This is a genomic window from Polaribacter pacificus, from assembly GCF_038024035.1.
Classification (GTDB): domain Bacteria; phylum Bacteroidota; class Bacteroidia; order Flavobacteriales; family Flavobacteriaceae; genus Polaribacter; species Polaribacter pacificus.
In genome coordinates this window covers 1,182,624-1,201,979 of the sequence record NZ_CP150664.1, presented here as the reverse complement: position 1 = coordinate 1,201,979, position 19,356 = coordinate 1,182,624, and the positions used below count along the sequence as shown (strand labels likewise).

General features: G+C 34.5%; 28 protein-coding genes. 27 read left to right on the top strand and 1 reads right to left on the bottom strand.

What is annotated here, in order from left to right:
* Position 1 precedes the first annotated feature (1 nt).
* The 25 genes from rpsQ (at position 2) to WHC90_RS05355 (ending at position 16,078) form a co-directional block, all read left to right on the top strand.
* A complete protein-coding gene (gene rpsQ, locus WHC90_RS05475; RefSeq protein WP_188597480.1) occupies positions 2–259 on the top strand; it encodes a 30S ribosomal protein S17 in 258 nt (85 codons plus the stop codon).
* 1 nt (position 260) lies between these two features.
* Positions 261–629 (top strand): 50S ribosomal protein L14, encoded by a 369-nt coding sequence (gene rplN, locus WHC90_RS05470; protein WP_188597479.1) that lies wholly within the window; start codon positions 261–263, stop codon positions 627–629.
* 13 nt (positions 630–642) lie between these two features.
* Positions 643–951, top strand: coding sequence for a 50S ribosomal protein L24 (rplX, locus tag WHC90_RS05465; protein ID WP_188597478.1), 309 nt, complete (start codon positions 643–645; stop codon positions 949–951).
* Positions 952–953: 2 nt separating this feature from the next.
* Positions 954–1,505 (top strand): 50S ribosomal protein L5, encoded by a 552-nt coding sequence (gene rplE / locus WHC90_RS05460; protein ID WP_188597477.1) that lies wholly within the window; start codon positions 954–956, stop codon positions 1,503–1,505.
* A 3-nt stretch (positions 1,506–1,508) separates the two neighbouring features.
* Positions 1,509–1,778 (top strand): 30S ribosomal protein S14, encoded by a 270-nt coding sequence (gene rpsN / locus WHC90_RS05455; protein ID WP_188597476.1) that lies wholly within the window; start codon positions 1,509–1,511, stop codon positions 1,776–1,778.
* Between the two features lie 158 nt (positions 1,779–1,936).
* On the top strand, positions 1,937–2,335 hold the full coding sequence (rpsH, locus tag WHC90_RS05450) for a 30S ribosomal protein S8 (RefSeq protein WP_188597475.1): 399 nt from the start codon (positions 1,937–1,939) through the stop codon (positions 2,333–2,335).
* A gap of 15 nt (positions 2,336–2,350) precedes the next feature.
* Positions 2,351–2,896, top strand: a complete 546-nt coding sequence (rplF, locus tag WHC90_RS05445; protein ID WP_188597474.1) for a 50S ribosomal protein L6 — start codon at positions 2,351–2,353, stop codon at positions 2,894–2,896.
* An 11-nt stretch (positions 2,897–2,907) separates the two neighbouring features.
* The gene (gene rplR / locus WHC90_RS05440) at positions 2,908–3,258 is read left to right on the top strand and encodes a 50S ribosomal protein L18 (RefSeq protein WP_188597473.1); all 351 of its coding nucleotides are present in this window, start codon (positions 2,908–2,910) and stop codon (positions 3,256–3,258) included.
* Between the two features lie 10 nt (positions 3,259–3,268).
* Positions 3,269–3,793 (top strand): 30S ribosomal protein S5, encoded by a 525-nt coding sequence (gene rpsE, locus WHC90_RS05435; RefSeq protein WP_188597472.1) that lies wholly within the window; start codon positions 3,269–3,271, stop codon positions 3,791–3,793.
* An 11-nt stretch (positions 3,794–3,804) separates the two neighbouring features.
* Complete coding sequence (gene rpmD, locus WHC90_RS05430) at positions 3,805–3,987, top strand: 50S ribosomal protein L30 (protein WP_188597471.1); 183 nt, start codon at positions 3,805–3,807, stop codon at positions 3,985–3,987.
* 13 nt (positions 3,988–4,000) lie between these two features.
* Positions 4,001–4,450 (top strand): 50S ribosomal protein L15, encoded by a 450-nt coding sequence (gene rplO / locus WHC90_RS05425; RefSeq protein ID WP_188597470.1) that lies wholly within the window; start codon positions 4,001–4,003, stop codon positions 4,448–4,450.
* A gap of 13 nt (positions 4,451–4,463) precedes the next feature.
* A complete protein-coding gene (secY, locus tag WHC90_RS05420; protein WP_188598566.1) occupies positions 4,464–5,789 on the top strand; it encodes a preprotein translocase subunit SecY in 1,326 nt (441 codons plus the stop codon).
* Position 5,790: 1 nt separating this feature from the next.
* Entirely contained in the window at positions 5,791–6,006 is a 216-nt protein-coding gene (gene infA, locus WHC90_RS05415) for a translation initiation factor IF-1 (RefSeq protein WP_015482241.1), read from the top strand.
* Between the two features lie 12 nt (positions 6,007–6,018).
* Complete coding sequence (ykgO, locus tag WHC90_RS05410; protein ID WP_188597469.1) at positions 6,019–6,135, top strand: type B 50S ribosomal protein L36; 117 nt, start codon at positions 6,019–6,021, stop codon at positions 6,133–6,135.
* Positions 6,136–6,137: 2 nt separating this feature from the next.
* The gene (gene rpsM, locus WHC90_RS05405) at positions 6,138–6,512 is read left to right on the top strand and encodes a 30S ribosomal protein S13 (protein WP_188597468.1); all 375 of its coding nucleotides are present in this window, start codon (positions 6,138–6,140) and stop codon (positions 6,510–6,512) included.
* Positions 6,513–6,524: 12 nt separating this feature from the next.
* Positions 6,525–6,908: a 30S ribosomal protein S11 gene (gene rpsK, locus WHC90_RS05400; RefSeq protein WP_188597467.1), complete on the top strand. Its 384-nt coding sequence runs from the start codon at positions 6,525–6,527 to the stop codon at positions 6,906–6,908.
* A 120-nt stretch (positions 6,909–7,028) separates the two neighbouring features.
* On the top strand, positions 7,029–7,634 hold the full coding sequence (gene rpsD / locus WHC90_RS05395) for a 30S ribosomal protein S4 (RefSeq protein ID WP_188597466.1): 606 nt from the start codon (positions 7,029–7,031) through the stop codon (positions 7,632–7,634).
* A 94-nt stretch (positions 7,635–7,728) separates the two neighbouring features.
* Positions 7,729–8,721, top strand: coding sequence for a DNA-directed RNA polymerase subunit alpha (locus WHC90_RS05390; RefSeq protein ID WP_188597465.1), 993 nt, complete (start codon positions 7,729–7,731; stop codon positions 8,719–8,721).
* Positions 8,722–8,782: 61 nt separating this feature from the next.
* The gene (gene rplQ, locus WHC90_RS05385) at positions 8,783–9,259 is read left to right on the top strand and encodes a 50S ribosomal protein L17 (RefSeq protein ID WP_188597464.1); all 477 of its coding nucleotides are present in this window, start codon (positions 8,783–8,785) and stop codon (positions 9,257–9,259) included.
* 175 nt (positions 9,260–9,434) lie between these two features.
* Entirely contained in the window at positions 9,435–10,541 is a 1,107-nt protein-coding gene (gene carA, locus WHC90_RS05380; RefSeq protein ID WP_188597463.1) for a glutamine-hydrolyzing carbamoyl-phosphate synthase small subunit, read from the top strand.
* 137 nt (positions 10,542–10,678) lie between these two features.
* Positions 10,679–11,968: a phosphopyruvate hydratase gene (gene eno / locus WHC90_RS05375; RefSeq protein WP_188597462.1), complete on the top strand. Its 1,290-nt coding sequence runs from the start codon at positions 10,679–10,681 to the stop codon at positions 11,966–11,968.
* A 174-nt stretch (positions 11,969–12,142) separates the two neighbouring features.
* Entirely contained in the window at positions 12,143–13,429 is a 1,287-nt protein-coding gene (locus WHC90_RS05370) for a citrate synthase (protein WP_188597461.1), read from the top strand.
* A 50-nt stretch (positions 13,430–13,479) separates the two neighbouring features.
* Positions 13,480–14,397, top strand: a complete 918-nt coding sequence (locus WHC90_RS05365) for a dimethylarginine dimethylaminohydrolase family protein (RefSeq protein WP_188597460.1) — start codon at positions 13,480–13,482, stop codon at positions 14,395–14,397.
* A gap of 62 nt (positions 14,398–14,459) precedes the next feature.
* A complete protein-coding gene (ctlX, locus tag WHC90_RS05360; RefSeq protein ID WP_188597459.1) occupies positions 14,460–15,401 on the top strand; it encodes a citrulline utilization hydrolase CtlX in 942 nt (313 codons plus the stop codon).
* A 2-nt stretch (positions 15,402–15,403) separates the two neighbouring features.
* On the top strand, positions 15,404–16,078 hold the full coding sequence (locus WHC90_RS05355; protein ID WP_188597458.1) for a PrsW family intramembrane metalloprotease: 675 nt from the start codon (positions 15,404–15,406) through the stop codon (positions 16,076–16,078).
* Positions 16,079–16,094: 16 nt separating this feature from the next.
* Here WHC90_RS05355 and pafA read toward each other — a convergent pair whose 3' ends face one another.
* Positions 16,095–17,735, bottom strand: coding sequence for an alkaline phosphatase PafA (pafA, locus tag WHC90_RS05350; RefSeq protein WP_188597457.1), 1,641 nt, complete (start codon positions 17,733–17,735; stop codon positions 16,095–16,097).
* Between the two features lie 106 nt (positions 17,736–17,841).
* Between pafA and WHC90_RS05345 the strand changes: the two genes are divergently transcribed.
* Together WHC90_RS05345 and WHC90_RS05340 are read left to right on the top strand one after the other, a co-directional pair.
* On the top strand, positions 17,842–18,582 hold the full coding sequence (locus WHC90_RS05345; RefSeq protein WP_188597456.1) for an MlaE family ABC transporter permease: 741 nt from the start codon (positions 17,842–17,844) through the stop codon (positions 18,580–18,582).
* Positions 18,583–19,350, top strand: coding sequence for an ABC transporter ATP-binding protein (locus WHC90_RS05340; RefSeq protein WP_188597455.1), 768 nt, complete (start codon positions 18,583–18,585; stop codon positions 19,348–19,350). It abuts the gene before it with no gap.
* The last annotated feature ends 6 nt before the right edge of the window (positions 19,351–19,356 follow it).

Sequence of the window (19,356 nt, the reverse complement as noted above, 5' to 3'; positions counted from 1 at the left end):
GATGGAAAAAAGAAATCTTAGAAAAGAGAGAATTGGTGTGGTATCCAGTAACAAAATGGAGAAATCTATAGTTGTATCTGAGGTAAAAAGAACCAAGCACCCAATGTATGGGAAATTCGTATTAAAAACGAAGAAGTACGTTGCACACGATGAGACAAACGATTGCAATGTTGGAGATACTGTAAGGATCATGGAAACAAGACCTTTAAGTAAATCTAAACGTTGGAGATTAGTAGAAATCCTAGAAAGAGCTAAATAATATGTTACAGACAGAATCAAGATTAAAAGTAGCAGATAATACAGGTGCGAAGGAAGTTTTAGTAATTCGCGTTTTAGGAGGGACTAAAAGACGTTACGCTAGTGTTGGAGATAAAATTGTAGTTACTGTTAAAACTGCAACTCCAAACGGTACCGTTAAAAAAGGTCAAGTATCTAGAGCAGTTGTTGTTCGTACAAAAAAAGAAGTAAGACGTAAAGACGGATCTTATATTAGATTTGATGATAATGCTTGTGTACTTTTAAATCCTACAGAGGAGATGAGAGGAACACGTGTATTTGGTCCGGTTGCTCGTGAACTTCGCGAAAAGCAATTTATGAAAATTGTATCATTAGCACCAGAGGTGCTTTAAAATCGGATAGAAGATGAAAAAGCTTAAAATTAAAACAGGAGATACTGTTAAAGTAATAGCTGGAGATCATAAAGGATCTGAAGGAAAAGTAATGCAAATCCTAAAAGAGAAAAATAGAGCAATCGTAGAAGGTGTGAATATGATTTCAAAACACACTAAACCAAGTGCTCAAAGCCCTCAAGGAGGAATTGTAAAGAAAGAAGCTTCTATCGATGTGTCTAACCTTTCACTTGTTGAAAATGGAGTGGCTACAAGAGTAGGATACAGAACAGAAGGTGAAAATAAAGTTAGATTTTCAAAAAAATCAGATAAAGCTATATAATTATGACTTATATACCAAGATTAAAAGCAGAATATAAGAGCAGAATAATTAGTGCTCTTACTGATGAATTTGGTTATAGCAATGTAATGCAAGTGCCTAAACTACAAAAAATCGTAGTTAGTAAAGGTGTTGGTGCAGCTATAGCTGATAAGAAATTGATTGACTATGCTGTTGAGGAATTGACAACAATTACAGGTCAAAAAGCAGTAACGACTATATCTAAAAAAGATGTTGCAAACTTTAAATTACGTAAGGGAATGCCAATTGGTGTTAAAGTTACTTTACGCGGTGAGAAAATGTATGAATTCTTAGATAGATTGGTAACTGCATCTTTACCACGTGTTAGAGATTTTAACGGTATCAAAGCTAATGGGTTTGACGGAAGAGGTAATTACAACTTAGGAATTACTGAACAAATCATTTTCCCAGAAATAAACATTGATAAAGTAAATAAAATTGGTGGAATGGATATTACATTTGTAACATCTGCAGACACAGATAAAGAAGCTAAATCATTGTTAACAGAATTAGGTTTACCCTTTAAAAAGAATTAAGACATGGCTAAAGAATCAATGAAAGCCCGTGAGGTAAAAAGAGCAAAAACAGTAGCTAAATATGCAGAAAAACGTAAAGCTTTAAAAGAAGCTGGAGATTACGAAGGATTGCAAAAGTTGCCAAAAAATGCTTCTCCAGTACGTATGCACAACAGATGTAAACTTACAGGGAGACCAAAAGGATATATGCGTACTTTCGGATTGTCACGTGTGACTTTCCGTGAAATGGCAAATCAAGGCTTAATACCAGGAGTAAAAAAGGCAAGTTGGTAAAAACCAACAATAAAGCTAAATAATAAAATAGATTGTGTATCTTTGCCGATCTATTTTTTTGAGTAAATGAATATGAACTGATTTAAGGTTTAGTGGTCACAGAGAAATCTGTAGCATCAATAGAGGTCGCTAAAAACCGAAATCGCAATTTAATTAATATGTATACAGATCCAATCGCGGATTACCTAACTCGTGTGAGAAATGCAATTGCTGCAGGACACAGAGTAGTTGAAATTCCAGCTTCAAACTTGAAGAAGGAAATGACTAAAATTTTGTTTGATCAAGGGTATGTTTTAAGCTACCAATTTAATGATGCTTCTGTACAAGGAACTATCAAAATTGCCTTAAAATATGACAAGGAAACAAAAGAGTCTGTAATTAGAAAATTAGAACGAATCAGTACACCAGGTTTGCGTAAATACGTTAGTGCATCAGAGATGCCTAGAGTATTGAATGGTCTTGGTATTGCAATCGTTTCGACTTCTAAAGGTGTGATGACTAACAAGCAAGCACGTTTAGATAATGTTGGAGGGGAAGTACTATGTTACGTTTATTAAAAAGATTTTAGTAAGATGAGTAGAATAGGAAAAAATCCCGTAAGTATACCAGCTGGTGTTGAAGTAAGCATCAATGGTAACGAAGTAACAGTTAAAGGTAAATTAGGAGAGTTAACTCAAGAAATTACTGGAGACATTACGATTAAGATAGAAGACGGTGCTGTTGTTTTAAACAGACCATCTGATAGTAAACCACACAAAGCACACCACGGATTATATAGATCATTAGTATTTAATATGATTGAAGGTGTTAGTAAAGGATGGACTAAAGAATTAGAGCTAGTAGGAGTTGGTTATAGAGCTTCAAGTCAAGGTCAGAAATTGGACTTAGCCTTAGGTTTTTCTCACAATATTGTTTTAGAATTAGCTCCAGAAGTTAAGGTTGAGACCGTATCTGAAAAAGGTAAAAACCCTATTATTAAATTAACTTCATATGACAAGCAATTAATTGGTCATATTGCCGCTAAGATTCGTTCTTTCCGTGCACCAGAGCCTTATAAAGGTAAAGGAGTTAAGTTTGTAGGAGAAAAATTAAGAAGAAAAGCAGGTAAATCTGCATAATATATAGCATTATGGCATTATCAAAGCTTGAAAGAAGACATAGAATTAAAAACAGAATCAGAAAAATTGTTTCTGGGACTGCGAATAGACCTAGATTGTCTGTTTATAGAAGTAACAAGGAAATATATGCTCAAATTGTAGATGACGTTGCTGGTGTAACATTAGCCGCTGCATCATCAAGAGATAAAGAAGTTGCTTCAAGCTCAAAAACAGAGGCAGCTGCTTCTGTTGGAAAAGCAATTGCAGAGAAAGCTACAAAAGCAGGTATAGAAGCTGTTGCTTTTGATAGAAACGGGTATTTATACCACGGTAGAGTAAAAGTATTAGCAGAAGCTGCAAGAGAAGCTGGTTTAAAATTTTAATAAGTTGAGTATGTATCAAAAATATAAAAACGTAGAGAGAGTTAAACCTAGCGGATTAGAACTTGTAGATCGTTTAGTAGGAGTACAACGTGTTACGAAAGTAACAAAAGGAGGTAGAGCATTTGGTTTCTCTGCAATCGTAGTTGTAGGAGACGGAAACGGTGTTGTAGGACATGGATTAGGAAAATCTAAAGATGTTGCATCTGCTATTGCAAAAGCAATTGAAGACGCAAAGAAAAACTTAGTAAGAATTCCTCTTTTAGACGGAACCTTACCTCATGAACAAAAAGGTAAATTTGGTGGAGCAAAGGTGTTTTTAAAACCTGCTTCTCATGGTACTGGAGTTATTGCCGGTGGTGCAGTGCGTGCGGTATTAGAATCAGTTGGAGTTCACGATGTATTGTCTAAATCACAAGGATCTTCAAACCCTCACAATGTGGTAAAAGCAACATTAGATGCTTTATTACAATTGCGTAGTGCAGTAATGATTGCAAAACAGAGAGGTATTTCTTTAGAAAAAGTATTTAACGGATAAACCTTAAAACGATGGCAAAAATTAGAGTTACACAAGTAAAAAGCAAAATCGGACGCCTTCAAAGTCAAAAAAGAACTTTAGAAGCATTAGGTTTACGTAAAATGAACCAAGTAGTAGAGCATGAGGCAACTCCTTCTATTATTGGTATGGTAAATACAGTTAAACACTTAGTTTCTTTCGAAGAAATTAAATAAAGACATATAAGAAATGAGTTTACATAACTTACAACCAGCAGAGGGATCTGTAAAAAAAGAAAAAAGAATCGCGAGAGGAGAAGGTTCTGGTAAAGGTGGTACTGCCACTAGAGGTCATAACGGTCAAAAATCGCGTTCAGGTTATTCTAAAAAGATAGGATTTGAAGGAGGGCAAATGCCACTTCAAAGACGTGTGCCTAAATTTGGTTTCACCAACATTAATCGTAAAGAGTATGTAGGTGTTAATTTAGACAAATTACAAACATTAGTTGACGAAGGTAAAATTACTGATACAGTAAATTTAGAGATTTTAATTGCAAACCGTGTGGTTAGCAAAACTGAACTAGTTAAAATACTAGGACGTGGCGAATTAAAAGCTAAATTAAATATTACTGCTCACAAATTTACTGCTACTGCAAAAGCTGCTATTGAAGCTGCTGGTGGAGAAGCCGTTACTTTATAAGATTAGGTAAATGATGAAGTTAATAAATACTTTAAGAGACATTTGGAAAATAGAAGAGCTTAAAAATAAGCTAATTCTTACATTAGGTTTAATCGCTGTATATCGCTTTATGGCTCAAGTTCCATTACCTGGAATTGATCCATTGCAATTAACAGCTTTAAAAAGTCAAACTTCTGACGGTCTTTTAGGATTATTAAATGCATTTACTGGAGGGGCTTTTTCTAGAGCATCAATTATGGCGCTAGGAATCATGCCTTATATTTCTGCATCGATTGTGGTTCAGTTAATGGGAATTGCGGTTCCTTATCTACAGAAACTACAGAAAGATGGAGAAAGTGGAAGAAAGAAAATTACACAGATTACTAGATGGTTAACTATCGCGATTACTTTGGTTCAAGGACCAACGTATATCACTGCTATTAAAACACAATTCGGTTTACCTGAAGAAGCGTTTTTAGTAGGTGGAGCAACCTTTTGGTTTTCATCAATGATCTTGCTAACAGCAGGAACTGTTTTTGCAATGTGGTTAGGTGAGCGTATTACAGACAAAGGAGTTGGTAATGGAATATCATTATTAATTACTGTAGGTATTATTGCTAACTTTCCAACTGCATTTGTTCAAGAATTGGTTTCTAAGACTACCAATGCTGGTGGAGGTGGAATCATGATGATCTTGATTGAAATCATTGTTTGGTTTGTTGTAATTTTATTATCAGTTCTCTTGGTCACTGCAGTCCGAAAAATTGCGGTACAATATGCAAGAAGAACTGTTGCTGGTGATGTTAAGAGTGTTGCAGGAGGATCAAGAGATTATATTCCTTTAAAACTGAATGCAGCGGGTGTGATGCCAATTATCTTTGCACAAGCAATTATGTTCTTACCAGTAGCTTTGGCTAGAAAGTTTCCAGCCTTAAGTGAACTTCAAGACATGAATGGATTGTGGTATAATGTATTGTTTGCCTTATTAATTATAGTTTTTAGCTATTTTTACACAGCCATTACAGTACGTACCGATGAAATGGCACAAGGATTAAAAAGAAGTGGTGGTTTTATCCCAGGGATTAGACCAGGTTCTGATACAGCAGATCATTTAGATTCTGTTTTGTCAAGAATTACCTTCCCAGGTTCTCTATTTTTAGCAGGTTTATCAATCTTACCAGCCATCATCGTTCAGTTTGGTGTTCAACAAAGTTGGGCTATGTTTTATGGAGGTACTTCACTAATCATTATGGTTGGTGTGGCTATTGATACCATTCAGCAAATTAACTCGTATTTGTTAAACAGTCATTATGACGGTTTGATGAAAACAGGAACTAGTAATAGAAAAGCGATCAAATAATATGGCTAAGCAATCAGCAATTCAACAGGACGGAACTATTACAGAAGCATTATCAAATGCTATGTTTCGTGTCGAATTAGAGAACGGACATATTGTGACAGCGCATATCTCTGGTAAAATGCGTATGCATTATATTAAATTATTACCAGGAGATAAGGTAAAATTAGAAATGAGCCCTTATGATTTAACTAAGGCAAGAATTACTTATAGATATTAAAACAAAGTACTGATGAAAGTAAGAGCTTCAATAAAAAAGAGAAGTGCCGAGTGCAAGATTGTGCGTAGAAAAGGCAGATTATATGTAATCAATAAACAGAATCCTAGATTTAAACAAAGACAAGGATAGTTATGGCAAGAATAGCAGGAATTGATATACCAAAAAACAAAAGAGGAGTTATAGCTTTAACTTACATCTTTGGGGTAGGAAACAGTAGAGCTAAAGAAATTTTAGCAAATGCAAACGTTGATGAAAGCATCAAGGTTCAAGATTGGTCTGATGATCAAATCGCAGCAATTAGAGAACAAGTTGGATCTTTCACAATCGAAGGTGAATTACGTTCTGAAATTCAAATAAACATCAAACGTTTGATGGATATTGGATGTTACAGAGGTATTCGTCATAGAGTTGGTCTTCCGTTAAGAGGACAAAGAACCAAAAACAACTCTAGAACGAGAAAAGGTAGAAGAAAAACTGTAGCTAACAAAAAGAAAGCTACTAAATAATAACTAGATATTATGGCTAAAGCGAATACAAAAAAGCGTAAAGTTATTGTTGAATCAGTTGGTGAAGCACATATCACCGCTTCTTTTAATAACATTATTATTTCTTTAACAAACAAAAAAGGTGACGTTATTTCTTGGTCGTCTGCTGGTAAGCAAGGGTTTAGAGGTTCTAAAAAGAATACTCCATACGCTGCTCAAACTGCTGCAGAAGACTGTTCTAGAGTAGCTCATGAAGCTGGACTTAGAAAAGTGAAGGTTTATGTTAAAGGACCAGGTAATGGTAGAGAAAGTGCGATTAGAACAATACACAATAGCGGAATTGAAGTATCAGAAATCATTGATGTTACTCCAATGCCACACAATGGATGTCGCCCTCCAAAAAGAAGAAGAGTTTAATTCTACTTTGAAACTTGTTTCATAAAAAGAATTCAAATTAATTAATATTTTAACTTGGTTGGAAACCGATTATCGAAGGAGTACGCCTTAATTCATAATCCCAACCTTAATAACTAAGAAATGGCAAGATATACAGGACCAAAAACTAAAATTGCTCGTAAATTTGGTGAAGCAATTTTCGGAGATGATAAAAACTTTGAAAAAAGAAATTATCCTCCAGGACAACACGGAAACGCAAAAAGAAGAGGAAAAAAATCTGAATATGCGACTCAATTAGAAGAAAAACAAAAAGCAAAATATTCTTATGGTATTTTGGAGCGTCAATTTTCTAATATGTTTAAAAAAGCACAACGTTCTAAAGGAATTACAGGGGAGATCTTACTTCAATTATGTGAATCTCGTTTAGACAATGTTGTATTCCGTATGGGAATCGCAAATTCTCGTAGTGCAGCACGTCAATTAGTTTCTCACAGACATATTACTGTTAATGGAGAAATTTTAAACATTCCTTCTTATTCTTTAGTTGAAGGAGATGTGGTAGCTGTAAGAGAAAAATCTAAATCTTTAGTAGCAATCGAAAGTGCATTAGCTTCTAACAGCAATGTATACGAGTGGTTAACTTGGAATGATGATTTAAAATCTGGTACTTTCTTAAAAGCTCCAGAAAGACTTCAAATTCCTGAGAACATCAAAGAACAATTAATTGTAGAGTTGTACTCTAAATAATAAATTAATCATATTGGTATTTAGCCAAAGGGTTTGTTGGTACATCTTCAGACTTATAAACCGCGCAACTAAATAACAATCAAAACGAAGAAATATGGCAATTTTAAATTTTCAAAAACCTGATAAAGTAATCATGATTGAATCTACAGATTTTTCTGGTAGATTTGAGTTCAGACCTTTAGAGCCAGGTTTTGGTTTAACAGTAGGAAATGCGTTAAGAAGAGTATTATTATCTTCATTAGAAGGTTTTGCAATTACCTCTTTACGTGTTGATGGTGTAGAACATGAGTTTTCAGCAATCAAAGGTGTTGTAGAAGATGTTACAGAAATTATATTGAATTTAAAACAAGTGCGTTTTAAGAAACAAATCGAAGAAACTGATAGAGAGTCTGTCTCAATATCTGTATCTGGTCAAGAGCAGTTAACTGCTGGAGATTTACAACGTTTTATTTCTGGGTACCAAGTTTTAAATCCAGATTTAGTAATCTGTAATATGGATAAATCTGTGAATTTAAACATGGAATTAACCATAGAAAAAGGAAGAGGATTTGTCCCTGCTGAAGAGAATAAAAAAGCTGGTTTACCCTTAGGCACTATTTTTACAGACTCAATTTACACTCCTATAAAGAATGTAAAATATGCTGTAGAAAACTTTCGTGTAGAGCAAAAAACAGATTACGAAAAATTAGTTTTCGATATTGATACTGATGGTTCTATTAGCCCTAAAGATGCTTTAACTGAAGCTGCTAAAATTTTAATCCACCACTTTATGTTATTCTCTGATGAGCGTATCACTTTAGAGGCTGATGAAATAGCACAGACAGAAACATATGATGAAGAATCATTGCATATGCGTCAGTTATTAAAAACAAAATTGGTAGATATGGACTTGTCTGTAAGAGCCTTGAATTGTTTGAAAGCTGCAGAAGTTGATACTTTAGGAGACTTGGTATCATTTAATAAAAATGATTTGATGAAGTTCCGTAATTTCGGTAAGAAATCTTTAACTGAGCTAGATGAACTAGTGCATGTAAAAGGTCTTACTTTCGGAATGGACTTAAGCAAATACAAATTAGATAGAGATTAACCTTTCATAATTTTGCTCCCCAAAGAGGGTAGATGCAAGATGAAAGAAAAAAACAAATGTCATGAGACACGGAAAGAAATTTAATCATTTAGGTAGAAAAACAGCGCATAGAAAAGCGATGTTAGCAAATATGTCTTGTTCTTTAATAGAGCACAAGCGTATTAACACAACAGAAGCTAAAGCGAAAGCTTTGCGTAGGTTTATTGAGCCTTTAATTACAAAATCTAAGAATGATAGTACTCACAACCGTCGTGTTGTATTTAGTTACCTTAGAGATAAATATGCTGTTACAGAATTATTCAAAGAGATTTCTGTAAAAGTAGCTGACAGACCAGGAGGATACTTACGTATTATCAAATTAGGAAATCGTCAAGGGGATAATGCTCCTATGGCAATGATAGAATTAGTTGATTACAACGAATTGTACAATCCTAATGGTAAAAAAGCTAAGAAAACGACTCGTAGAGGTAGAAAGAAAGCTACTGATGCAACTCCAGAAGTTGCTGAAACTAAAGCTCCAGAAACTACTGAAGAATAAATATGAATTTATTTATTACAAATATTAAAAAAGGGATAAACAGCAATGTTTATCCCTTTTTTTTTGTTTTTTTATTTTCTAACATGGTTTTAACTTTTAAGATATTTAGTACTTTTGCAAGTGCAAAGAAGTCCATTTAATACACACAATCGATTCTAAAGAACACAGATAACAGATGAAATACAAACAACACAAAAAAGCCTTAATTTTATTAGCAGATGGAACTATCTTTTTTGGAAAGTCTATCGGTATAGAAGGTACCGCGACAGGTGAAATTTGTTTTAATACAGGAATGACAGGGTATCAAGAGATATTCACTGATCCATCGTATTTTGGACAATTGATGGTTGCTACCAATGCGCATATAGGAAACTATGGAGTAAACAATGAAGAAGTAGAATCAGATGGGATTAAAATTTCTGGACTTATTTGTAGAAATTTCAGTTTTACACATTCTAGAGTAGACTCTGATGGCAGCTTATTTGACTGGTTTAAAGAGCACAATTTAGTTGCTATTTCTGATGTTGATACCAGAGCCTTGGTTTCTTATATTAGAGATCATGGTGCAATGAATGCTATTATATCTACGCATGTAGATGATATTGAATCGCTAAAAGAACAATTGGCACTAACACCTAATATGGAAGGCTTAGAATTGGCCTCAAAAGTATCTACTAAAGAGCCATATGTTGTGGGTGATGAAAATGCAAGGTATAAAATAGCAGCATTGGATATCGGAATCAAAAAGAATATTTTGCGAAATTTTGTAAAACGAGATGCCTGTGTTAAGGTATTTCCATTTGATGCAAGCTTTGAAGACTTAGAAGCATTTAATCCTGATGGTTATTTTATTTCTAACGGACCTGGAGATCCAGAACCTTTGATCAATGCACAACAACTTGCAAAAGAGATTATCAAAAGGGATCTTCCTTTGTTTGGAATCTGTTTAGGACATCAAGTTATTGCTTTGGCCAATGGAATTTCTACTTACAAAATGCACAATGGTCATAGAGGAATCAACCATCCTGTTAAGAATTTATTGACTGGAAAAGGAGAAATCACCTCTCAAAACCACGGTTTTGCTATCAATAGAGAAGAGACTGAGGCAAATGAAAATGTAGAAATTACACATGTACATTTAAATGATCATACTGTAGCAGGTATTCGTATGAAGAATAAAAATTGTTTTTCTGTACAATACCATCCAGAAGCAAGCCCTGGACCGCATGATGCAGAATATTTATTCGATCAGTTTATAGAAAACATTCAAAAAACAAAATAACAAAGACGCTAACGTTTTCGTTACTTATTAAATCTAATGCTTTTTTAGAAATTGTGATTTTGTAGATTAGCAGTATAAAAAATAAACCAATGAATTTTGCAAAGTTGTGAGATTCTTATAAAAAATAACCAACCGAGATGAGTATTATAATAAACATTCACGCACGTCAAATTTTTGATTCTAGAGGAAATCCAACGATTGAAGTTGATGTAATTACAGAAAATGGTGTTCTTGGTAGAGCTGCTGTTCCTTCAGGAGCATCAACAGGAGAACACGAAGCTGTAGAGCTTAGGGATGGCGGAAAAGCCTATATGGGTAAAGGAGTTTTAAAAGCGGTACAAAACGTCAATCAAATTATTGCGCAAGAATTACTTGGTACATCTGTATTTGAGCAAAATACTGTAGATCAAATGATGATTGATTTAGATGGTACTTCAAATAAATCGGTATTAGGCGCTAATGCTATTTTAGGTGTTTCACTTGCTGTAGCAAAAGCTGCTGCAAATGAGCTTGGAATGCCACTATATAGATATGTAGGAGGTGTGTCTGCAAATACGCTACCAGTACCGATGATGAATATTATCAATGGAGGATCACACTCTGATGCGCCAATCGCATTTCAAGAGTTTATGGTGATGCCTGTAAAAGCGGCTAATTTTACTCAAGCGATGCAGATGGGGTCTGAAATCTTCCATCAGCTTAAAAAAGTGTTACACGATAGAAACTTATCAACTGCGGTTGGTGATGAAGGAGGTTTTGCTCCAACACTAGACGGAACAGAAGATGCTTTAGACACCATAGCATTAGCAGTTAAAAATGCGGGATATACGCTTGGAGATCAAATTATGATTGCTCTTGATTGTGCTGCTGCAGAGTTTTATGTAGATGGAAAATACGATTACACCAAATTTGAAGGAGCTAAAGGAAAAGTAAGAACTAGTAAAGAACAGGCAGATTATTTGGCTGAACTTTCTGCCAAGTATCCTATTATCTCTATTGAGGATGGAATGGATGAAAATGACTGGGATGGATGGAAATACTTAACAGAAAAAGTTGGCGATCGCGTACAATTGGTCGGAGATGATTTGTTTGTAACCAATGTAACTCGTTTGTCTAGAGGTATAGAAAACAATATTGCAAACTCTATCTTAATTAAGGTAAACCAAATTGGTACTTTAACAGAGACAATCGCAGCTGTTCATATGGCGCATAATGCAGGATATACTTCTGTTATGAGTCATAGATCTGGTGAAACAGAAGACAACACCATTGCCGACTTAGCAGTGGCTCTAAACTGTGGGCAAATTAAGACAGGATCAGCTTCTCGTTCTGATAGAATGTCTAAATACAACCAGTTGCTTCGAATTGAAGAAGCCTTGGGGAATACAGCTTATTATCCACAAGAAAAAGCGTTTAAAGTACAGTAAACAACAATCACATATATCATAAAAACCTTAGGCAATTGTCTAAGGTTTTTTTTTGTGCAATTCTATAAGATTATCTTATCATTAAATATCAAAAATCTATCCATACTTGCTTTTAAAATCCTTTAAAAAATGGTATCTTCGTGGCTAACATCAAAATTAAAATAGAGATTGAATATGTCAGATATAGCTACGCTAAAACTAGGTGATAAATCATATGAGTTTCCACTAGTTAAAGGGACTGAAAATGAAGTTGCAATTGATATTAAATCATTAAGAGCAGCCACAGATGGTGTTATTACGATAGATCCAGGATATAAAAATACAGGGTCTTGTGTTAGTGCCATTACTTTTTTGGATGGAGAAAAAGGAATTCTTAGATACAGAGGATACTCTATTGAAGAGTTAGCAGAAAAAGCTGATTTTTTAGAAGTGGCCTATTTGTTGATTTTTGGAGAATTGCCTACCACAGAAGTTTTAGAAAAGTTTACTCAAGATATTTGTGCTCAGTCTATCGTAGATGAAGATGTACGTAAGATTGTTGATGCTTTTCCTAAGTCTGCACACCCAATGGGTGTTATTTCTTCTCTAACATCTGCATTAACAGCATTTAACCCTTCTTCTGTGAATGTAGATTCTGAAGAAGACATGTACAATGCAATTGTAAAGATTTTAGGTAAATTCCCAGTTTTAGTTGCGTGGACGATGCGTAAAAAACAAGGCCTTCCTTTAGATTATGGAGATTGTAACTTAGGTTATGTAGACAACACCTTTAAAATGATGTTTAAGCAGCCAAACAAAGATTACGTAAAAAACCCTATAGTAATTAGCGCTTTAAATAAATTATTGATTTTGCATGCAGATCACGAGCAAAACTGTTCTACTTCTACAGTTCGTATAGCAGGTTCTTCTCATGCTGGATTATTTGCTTCTTTATCTGCAGGTATTTCTGCTCTTTGGGGACCATTACACGGTGGTGCTAATCAAGCTGTTTTAGAAATGCTTGAAGCGATCCGATTGGATGGTGGTGATACTAAAAAGTACATGGCTAAAGCAAAAGATAAAAATGATCCTTTTAGATTGATGGGCTTTGGTCACAGAGTTTACAAAAACTTTGATCCAAGAGCAAAGATTATTAAAAAGGCAGCTGATGAGGTTTTAAGTGATTTAGGTATCGATGATCCTATTTTAAATATCGCTAAAGCATTAGAGCAGGAAGCATTAAATGATCCGTATTTTGTAGATAGAAAATTATATCCAAACGTTGATTTTTATTCTGGAATCATATACAGAGCAATGGGCATACCAGTAGAGATGTTTACTGTTATGTTTGCAATGGGACGTTTGCCAGGATGGATCGCACAATGGAGAGAAATGAGACTTGGAAAAGAGCCAATTGGTAGACCACGTCAAATATATGTAGGAGAAACGCTTAGGCCTTTTACCCCAATTACAGAAAGATAATAATTACAAAAAAAAGCTTCATAATTTTATGAAGCTTTTTATATTTACCTATGTTAAAGTTACAGATAAAGAATGAAACCTCAAGATTGAGGGCTGTCATATTGGGAGTTGCAGAAAGCAATGGTCCTATCCCATCTGTTGATGAGGCGTACGATCCAAAATCAGTTGAGCATATTTTAGCGGGTACTTACCCAACAGAAGCAGCGATGATTCTTGAAATGGAAGCTCTTGCCGCTGTTTTTAAAAAATATGACGTACAGGTTTTTAGACCTACTATAATAAAAGATTACAATCAGATTTTTGCTAGAGATATTGCTTTTGTTATTGATGATTTGTTAATCAAAGCCAACATTCTACCAGATAGAGAAAGAGAGCTTGAAGCAATAGCACCTATTTTAAGTCAGATTGATCCTAGTAAAATAATCCAATTACCAGATGAGTGTCATATAGAAGGAGGCGATGTCATGCCTTGGAACGATTATGTTTTTGTTGGAACTTATTCAGGTGATGATTACTCTAATTATATAACTGCACGTACCAATATGGACGCTGTGATTGCCTTACAAGAACTTTTTCCTGATAAAACGGTTAAGTCTTTTGAGTTGAGGAAGTCCAATACAGAAGCAAAAGACAATGCACTGCATTTAGATTGTTGTTTTCAGCCTATTGGAAAAGGGAAAGCCATACTTCATAGAAATGGGTTTTTAATAGAAAAGGAATACCAATGGTTGCTTGATTTTTTTGGGCAAGAGAATGTTTTTGAGATTAGCAAAGAAGAAATGTATCAAATGAATAGTAATATTTTTTCAATTTCAGAAGATGTTATTATTTCAGAAAAAAACTTTACACGCCTAAATACGTGGTTGCGAGAGCAAGGATTTACCGTAGAGGAAGTTCCATATGCAGAGATAGCCAAACAAGAAGGTTTACTTCGTTGCTCTACTATGCCGTTAATTCGTGATTTATAGTAAAATAATTACTTTTTTTTTGTGATAAAAAACTTACATTCGTAGTCTATTATTTATCATCAATGCTACAGACTACCCAGACTATTTTAATGATTCGTCCTATTGGATTTAGGATGAATGAGCAAACGGCCGTAAACAATTATTTTCAAGAAGATTTGGAAATAAAGAATGCCGAAATAAACCTTAAAGCACAGCAAGAATTTGATCAATATGTATCTGTATTGCGATCAAAAGGAGTTCGTGTTGTTGTCATTTCTGACACCGATGAATTTGATACTCCAGATTCAATCTTTCCAAACAATTGGATTTCCTTTCATCAAAATGCTACGGTAGCCTTATATCCTATGTTTGCAGAAAACAGACGATTAGAGCGCAGAGATGATATTCTAGACGCCTTAGAGGAGAAAGGCTTTATTATCGATCATGTGGTTGATTATACAGAAGCAGAAAAAGAAGGTATTTTCTTAGAAGGTACAGGGAGTATGATCTTAGATCGGAAAAACAGCAAAGCCTACTGTGCATTATCTCCAAGAGCAGATGAAGAGTTGTTTATTGAATTCTGCGAAGATTTTGAATATACTCCTGTCGTTTTTAGAGCTTACCAAACTGTTAATGAAGATCGAGAAGAAATTTATCATACCAATGTTATGATGTGTGTTGCTGAAACCTTTGCTGTTGTATGCACAGATACTATTGATGACGCTAAAGAGCGAAAGAACCTTGTGAATCACTTAAAGAAAGATGGAAAAGAGGTTATTGCTATTTCTGAAGCTCAAATGCATCAATTTGCAGGGAATATGTTGCAGGTTAAAGGAATGGGAGATCAATTGTTTTTAGTGATGAGTAGTACTGCATATCACTCTTTAAATGCTGGGCAGATTAAAAAAATTAACAAGCATTGCGAGATTATTCACAGTAGTTTAGAAACAATTGAAACCTGTGGTGGAGGAAGTGCAAGGTGTATGATGGCAGAAATCTTTTTACCCCAAGAAACTTCTATGTAACTATGGGTTTACTACTCTTGGCCTTGGCTCCAGCATTGATAATCATGGTTTATATTTATGTAAAAGATAAATATGAAAAAGAGCCGATTAAATTATTGCTGACTAATTTTGGGCTAGGGGCAACCGCAAGTATTATTTTGACTTTTATTTTAAGTGCGGTAAGTAAATTGTTTTTTTCGGTTACGGACCCCTTAAGTATACTTCAGCAGTTTATCAAAGCTTTTATGATCGTAGCGCTCGTAGAAGAGCTATCTAAATATTTAATTGTTCGCTATGTTGCTCAAAGAAATCCTGAGTTTAACGAGCCATTTGACGGGATTGTCTATGCAGTTATGGTATCTATGGGTTTTGCTACCCTAGAAAACATTTTATATGTCTTTCAGTTTGGTTTTGGTAACGGGCTGCTACGTGCTTTTACAGCAGTGCCTGCGCATGCAACTTTTGGAATTTTGATGGGATATTTTATGGGATTGGCTAAGTTTTCAAATAAAAAAGCCCAATTGAATTTAACTGGGCTTTTAATGGCGGTTTTATTTCACGGCGCCTATGATTTTTTCTTGTTTGTTAACTTTGTTCCTGGGTTATCTTTTGGAGCTTTTGCTTCGTTAATTATCGCAATAATTTTATCTAGAAAAGCCATCCGAAGACATCAAGATATCTCTCATTTTAAAGAGTAAATTTTCTCTCAAAAATCTATTTTAACGCTTCATCAACGATAATTCCATTTGTTCCATTTGGAAACTCTACTTGCAGTAAATTTGCAATGGTTGGAGCTATATCTACGATGCTGTATCTCTTTTTTGAGACTCCTGCTTTGATTCCTTTACCGTAAAAAATAATAGGAATATGGGTGTCATAACTATTCCCTGATCCGTGTGTAGTACCTTTTCTAGAAGTACTGCTAAACGTAGAGAAATTTGGCGCTAAAAGCACATCTCCTGAGAACTTTTGATTGTAGCCTTTTTGCAATTTGTGTAAGATGCCATCAGTAAAGTTTGTGGTTTGCATGGTTTTGGCGGTAACTGCTTTGTAGATGTTTTTATAGTTGACAACTTCATCAGCAATTTTCTGAGCAACCACATGAATGTCTAAATTTAATTTCTTTAGGGTTTCTTTATTTAAAAATATTTGAAAATTAGATAGGTTTTCTACTAATTTATCTGATTTAAAATGAGTTAATGTAATGTTATTTACATAGTTTTTTAAATCTTTAGCATTGATGTACCCAGCAGGAATTTTTAAGGATTGTAAATACGCAGGTACTTGTACAGCGGCATGATCAGCTGTTAAAAACAAGGTGTATTGGTCTTTTCCAATTTGCTTGTCTAAAAACTGAAATAAATCAGCCAAGTCTTTGTCTAATCGAATGTAAGTGTCCTCAACCTCTTTTGAAGCTACGCCAAATTGATGACCAATATAATCCGTAGAAGAAAAGCTAATCGCTAAAAAGTCTGTATAATTTGATTTCCCTAAGTTCTCACCAATTATTGCTGCTTTTGCAAAGTCTTTGGTAAAGCTATTACCCGCAGGTATGGCTTTTAAAAGATTATAGTTCCCATTGGCTTTTCTCAGCTTTGCGATATCATACGGAAAGGTTGTCTTTTCTTTTCCATTAAATGGAGCCTCATAAATATTATCATCAGCCATGCTTTCTGTATAGCTGTTGATGTTGTAAACAGTGTTCCAAGGTTGTTTTAAGTAGTTGTCAGCTTTGCCGTTTGCATTAAAATTAGACACCCAATTTGGTAAGTTTTTCATATAATAGGTAGAGCTAATCCATTTGCCAGCTGAGCCTCCGTCAAACCAGTATGCTGCATCTGCAGTATGTCCAGCAGGTAGTATAGAAGAGCGATCCTTAATAGCGATTCCTATGGTTTTACCCTGCATGTTTTGTGCTAATTTTAACTGATCTGTAATGGTGGTGGTTTGCATTCTGTACGGAGATTTTTTACCGCCATTACCAGTATTTCCTACTGTTTCATATTGGTTGTCATCTACACAGTAAATACTTTTCTTTAAAAACTTATCATACCAGTTGTTTCCAATAATTCCATGATGATCTGGAGTTGTTCCTGTATAAATAGAGGTATGCCCAACAGCGGTATAGGTTGGAACATAGTTATAATGTGCATTTTCTAAAGAAAACCCATCTTTTAAAATCCTTTTAAACCCATCTTTACCATATTTGTTTGCAAAACGGATTAGATAGTCATAACGCATTTGATCGACAACAATACCAACCACCAATTTAGGTTTTTGAAGGTTTTCTTGTTGCTGCGCTTGACTGTTTATTACAGTAAAAAGTAAAATAAGAAAGAGTTGAATATTTTTCATGAGTTATCGTATTAGAATTCAAAAATAAATATTTTAATTAAGGAATTAGTCAAATTTACGTACAGTTAATGATATTTTAATACTTTAGCAGAAACAAAAGTCTTTGATGAATTATATAGAGCATATAGGAAAGTATTTTATGATGCTTCGACAGGTTTTTACCAAGCCACAAAAGGCCCGGGTGTTTAGAGAAGCGCTCTCAAGAGAAATAGAAGAGTTAGGCTTGAAATCTTTAGGGATTATTATGTTTATTTCTTTTTTTATAGGAGGTGTCATCGCCATGCAGACTGCCTTAAACCTTGACAACCCACTGATCCCTAAAACACTGATTGGTTTTGCTGCAAAACGATCTATTATATTAGAATTTGCTCCTACATTTTGTTCCATCATTTTAGCGGGTAAAGTAGGGTCGTATATAACCTCTAGCATCGGGACCATGAGAGTCACAGAACAGATAGATGCATTAGAAGTTATGGGTATTAATTCTCTTAATTATTTGGTCTTGCCAAAAATTATAGCAACCGTATTTTTTTACCCTTTTTTAATTACCCTAGGGATGATGTTAGGTATTCTAGGAGGATGGGTTGCAGGGAATCTTTCTGGCTTGTTTTCTGGAGTTGATTATATAGAAGGGATACAAACAGATTTCAAACCATTTTTAGTTCAATATGCGATTATTAAAACATTGGTTTTTGCCTTTTTAATAGCAACAGTACCTTCGTATCATGGCTATTATGTTAAAGGTGGATCGCTAGAAGTAGGGAAGGCAAGTACGCAGTCTGTAGTGTGGACTATCGTGCTTATTGTAATTGCAAATTATTTTTTAACCCAAATGTTGTTGACGTAAATGATAGAAGTAAAAGGTTTATATAAAGGTTTTAATGGGGTCGAAGTTTTAAAAGGAATTACGACTTCTTTTGAGGCGGGTAAAACAAATTTAATCATTGGCCAAAGTGGTTCTGGTAAAACTGTTTTCTTAAAGTCTCTAATTGGTTTGCACATTCCAGAACAAGGCTCAATTATTTTTGATGGACGGGTAAATACAGAAATGAATACCGAGCAAAAAAGACAACTGAGACAAGAAATAGGAATGGTTTTTCAAGGGAGTGCCCTTTTTGATTCTATGACTGTAGAAGAAAATGTAATGTTCCCTTTAAAAATGTTTGCCAAATTATCAAAGAGCGACATGTTAGAAAAAGCAAACGCTGTTTTAAAAAGAGTTGATTTGATAGGATCAAATCTTAAGTATGTATCGGAACTTTCTGGAGGAATGCAAAAAAGAGTTGCTATAGCTCGCGCAATTGTGATGAATCCAAAATATTTGTTTTGTGATGAACCTAATTCTGGTTTAGATCCTCAAACGGCCATTATTATAGACAACTTGATCAAAGAAATTACTGAAGAATATCAAATAACAACGGTAATTAACACCCATGACATGAATTCTGTGATGGAAATTGGTGAAAAAATTGTATTTCTTAAAGATGGGGTTAAAGCCTGGGAAGGAAGCAATAAAGAGATCTTTAAAACTGATAATGAAGCTATTGTAAATTTTGTCTACAGCTCTAATTTATTTAAGAAAGTAAGGCAGGCATATTTAAACGAAACTATTTAAAAAAAA

Bases quoted from the DNA above. Each gene is read 5' to 3' on its own strand.
- rpsQ (WP_188597480.1), top strand. From the start codon at position 2: ATGGAAAAAAGAAATCTTAGAAAAGAGAGAATTGGTGTGGTATCCAGT.
- rplN (WP_188597479.1), top strand. From the start codon at position 261: ATGTTACAGACAGAATCAAGATTAAAAGTAGCAGATAATACAGGTGCG.
- rplX (WP_188597478.1), top strand. From the start codon at position 643: ATGAAAAAGCTTAAAATTAAAACAGGAGATACTGTTAAAGTAATAGCT.
- rplE (WP_188597477.1), top strand. From the start codon at position 954: ATGACTTATATACCAAGATTAAAAGCAGAATATAAGAGCAGAATAATT.
- rpsN (WP_188597476.1), top strand. From the start codon at position 1,509: ATGGCTAAAGAATCAATGAAAGCCCGTGAGGTAAAAAGAGCAAAAACA.
- rpsH (WP_188597475.1), top strand. From the start codon at position 1,937: ATGTATACAGATCCAATCGCGGATTACCTAACTCGTGTGAGAAATGCA.
- rplF (WP_188597474.1), top strand. From the start codon at position 2,351: ATGAGTAGAATAGGAAAAAATCCCGTAAGTATACCAGCTGGTGTTGAA.
- rplR (WP_188597473.1), top strand. From the start codon at position 2,908: ATGGCATTATCAAAGCTTGAAAGAAGACATAGAATTAAAAACAGAATC.
- rpsE (WP_188597472.1), top strand. From the start codon at position 3,269: ATGTATCAAAAATATAAAAACGTAGAGAGAGTTAAACCTAGCGGATTA.
- rpmD (WP_188597471.1), top strand. From the start codon at position 3,805: ATGGCAAAAATTAGAGTTACACAAGTAAAAAGCAAAATCGGACGCCTT.
- rplO (WP_188597470.1), top strand. From the start codon at position 4,001: ATGAGTTTACATAACTTACAACCAGCAGAGGGATCTGTAAAAAAAGAA.
- secY (WP_188598566.1), top strand. From the start codon at position 4,464: ATGAAGTTAATAAATACTTTAAGAGACATTTGGAAAATAGAAGAGCTT.
- infA (WP_015482241.1), top strand. From the start codon at position 5,791: ATGGCTAAGCAATCAGCAATTCAACAGGACGGAACTATTACAGAAGCA.
- ykgO (WP_188597469.1), top strand. From the start codon at position 6,019: ATGAAAGTAAGAGCTTCAATAAAAAAGAGAAGTGCCGAGTGCAAGATT.
- rpsM (WP_188597468.1), top strand. From the start codon at position 6,138: ATGGCAAGAATAGCAGGAATTGATATACCAAAAAACAAAAGAGGAGTT.
- rpsK (WP_188597467.1), top strand. From the start codon at position 6,525: ATGGCTAAAGCGAATACAAAAAAGCGTAAAGTTATTGTTGAATCAGTT.
- rpsD (WP_188597466.1), top strand. From the start codon at position 7,029: ATGGCAAGATATACAGGACCAAAAACTAAAATTGCTCGTAAATTTGGT.
- WHC90_RS05390 (WP_188597465.1), top strand. From the start codon at position 7,729: ATGGCAATTTTAAATTTTCAAAAACCTGATAAAGTAATCATGATTGAA.
- rplQ (WP_188597464.1), top strand. From the start codon at position 8,783: ATGAGACACGGAAAGAAATTTAATCATTTAGGTAGAAAAACAGCGCAT.
- carA (WP_188597463.1), top strand. From the start codon at position 9,435: ATGAAATACAAACAACACAAAAAAGCCTTAATTTTATTAGCAGATGGA.
- eno (WP_188597462.1), top strand. From the start codon at position 10,679: ATGAGTATTATAATAAACATTCACGCACGTCAAATTTTTGATTCTAGA.
- WHC90_RS05370 (WP_188597461.1), top strand. From the start codon at position 12,143: ATGTCAGATATAGCTACGCTAAAACTAGGTGATAAATCATATGAGTTT.
- WHC90_RS05365 (WP_188597460.1), top strand. From the start codon at position 13,480: ATGTTAAAGTTACAGATAAAGAATGAAACCTCAAGATTGAGGGCTGTC.
- ctlX (WP_188597459.1), top strand. From the start codon at position 14,460: ATGCTACAGACTACCCAGACTATTTTAATGATTCGTCCTATTGGATTT.
- WHC90_RS05355 (WP_188597458.1), top strand. From the start codon at position 15,404: ATGGGTTTACTACTCTTGGCCTTGGCTCCAGCATTGATAATCATGGTT.
- pafA (WP_188597457.1), bottom strand. From the start codon at position 17,735: ATGAAAAATATTCAACTCTTTCTTATTTTACTTTTTACTGTAATAAAC.
- WHC90_RS05345 (WP_188597456.1), top strand. From the start codon at position 17,842: ATGAATTATATAGAGCATATAGGAAAGTATTTTATGATGCTTCGACAG.
- WHC90_RS05340 (WP_188597455.1), top strand. From the start codon at position 18,583: ATGATAGAAGTAAAAGGTTTATATAAAGGTTTTAATGGGGTCGAAGTT.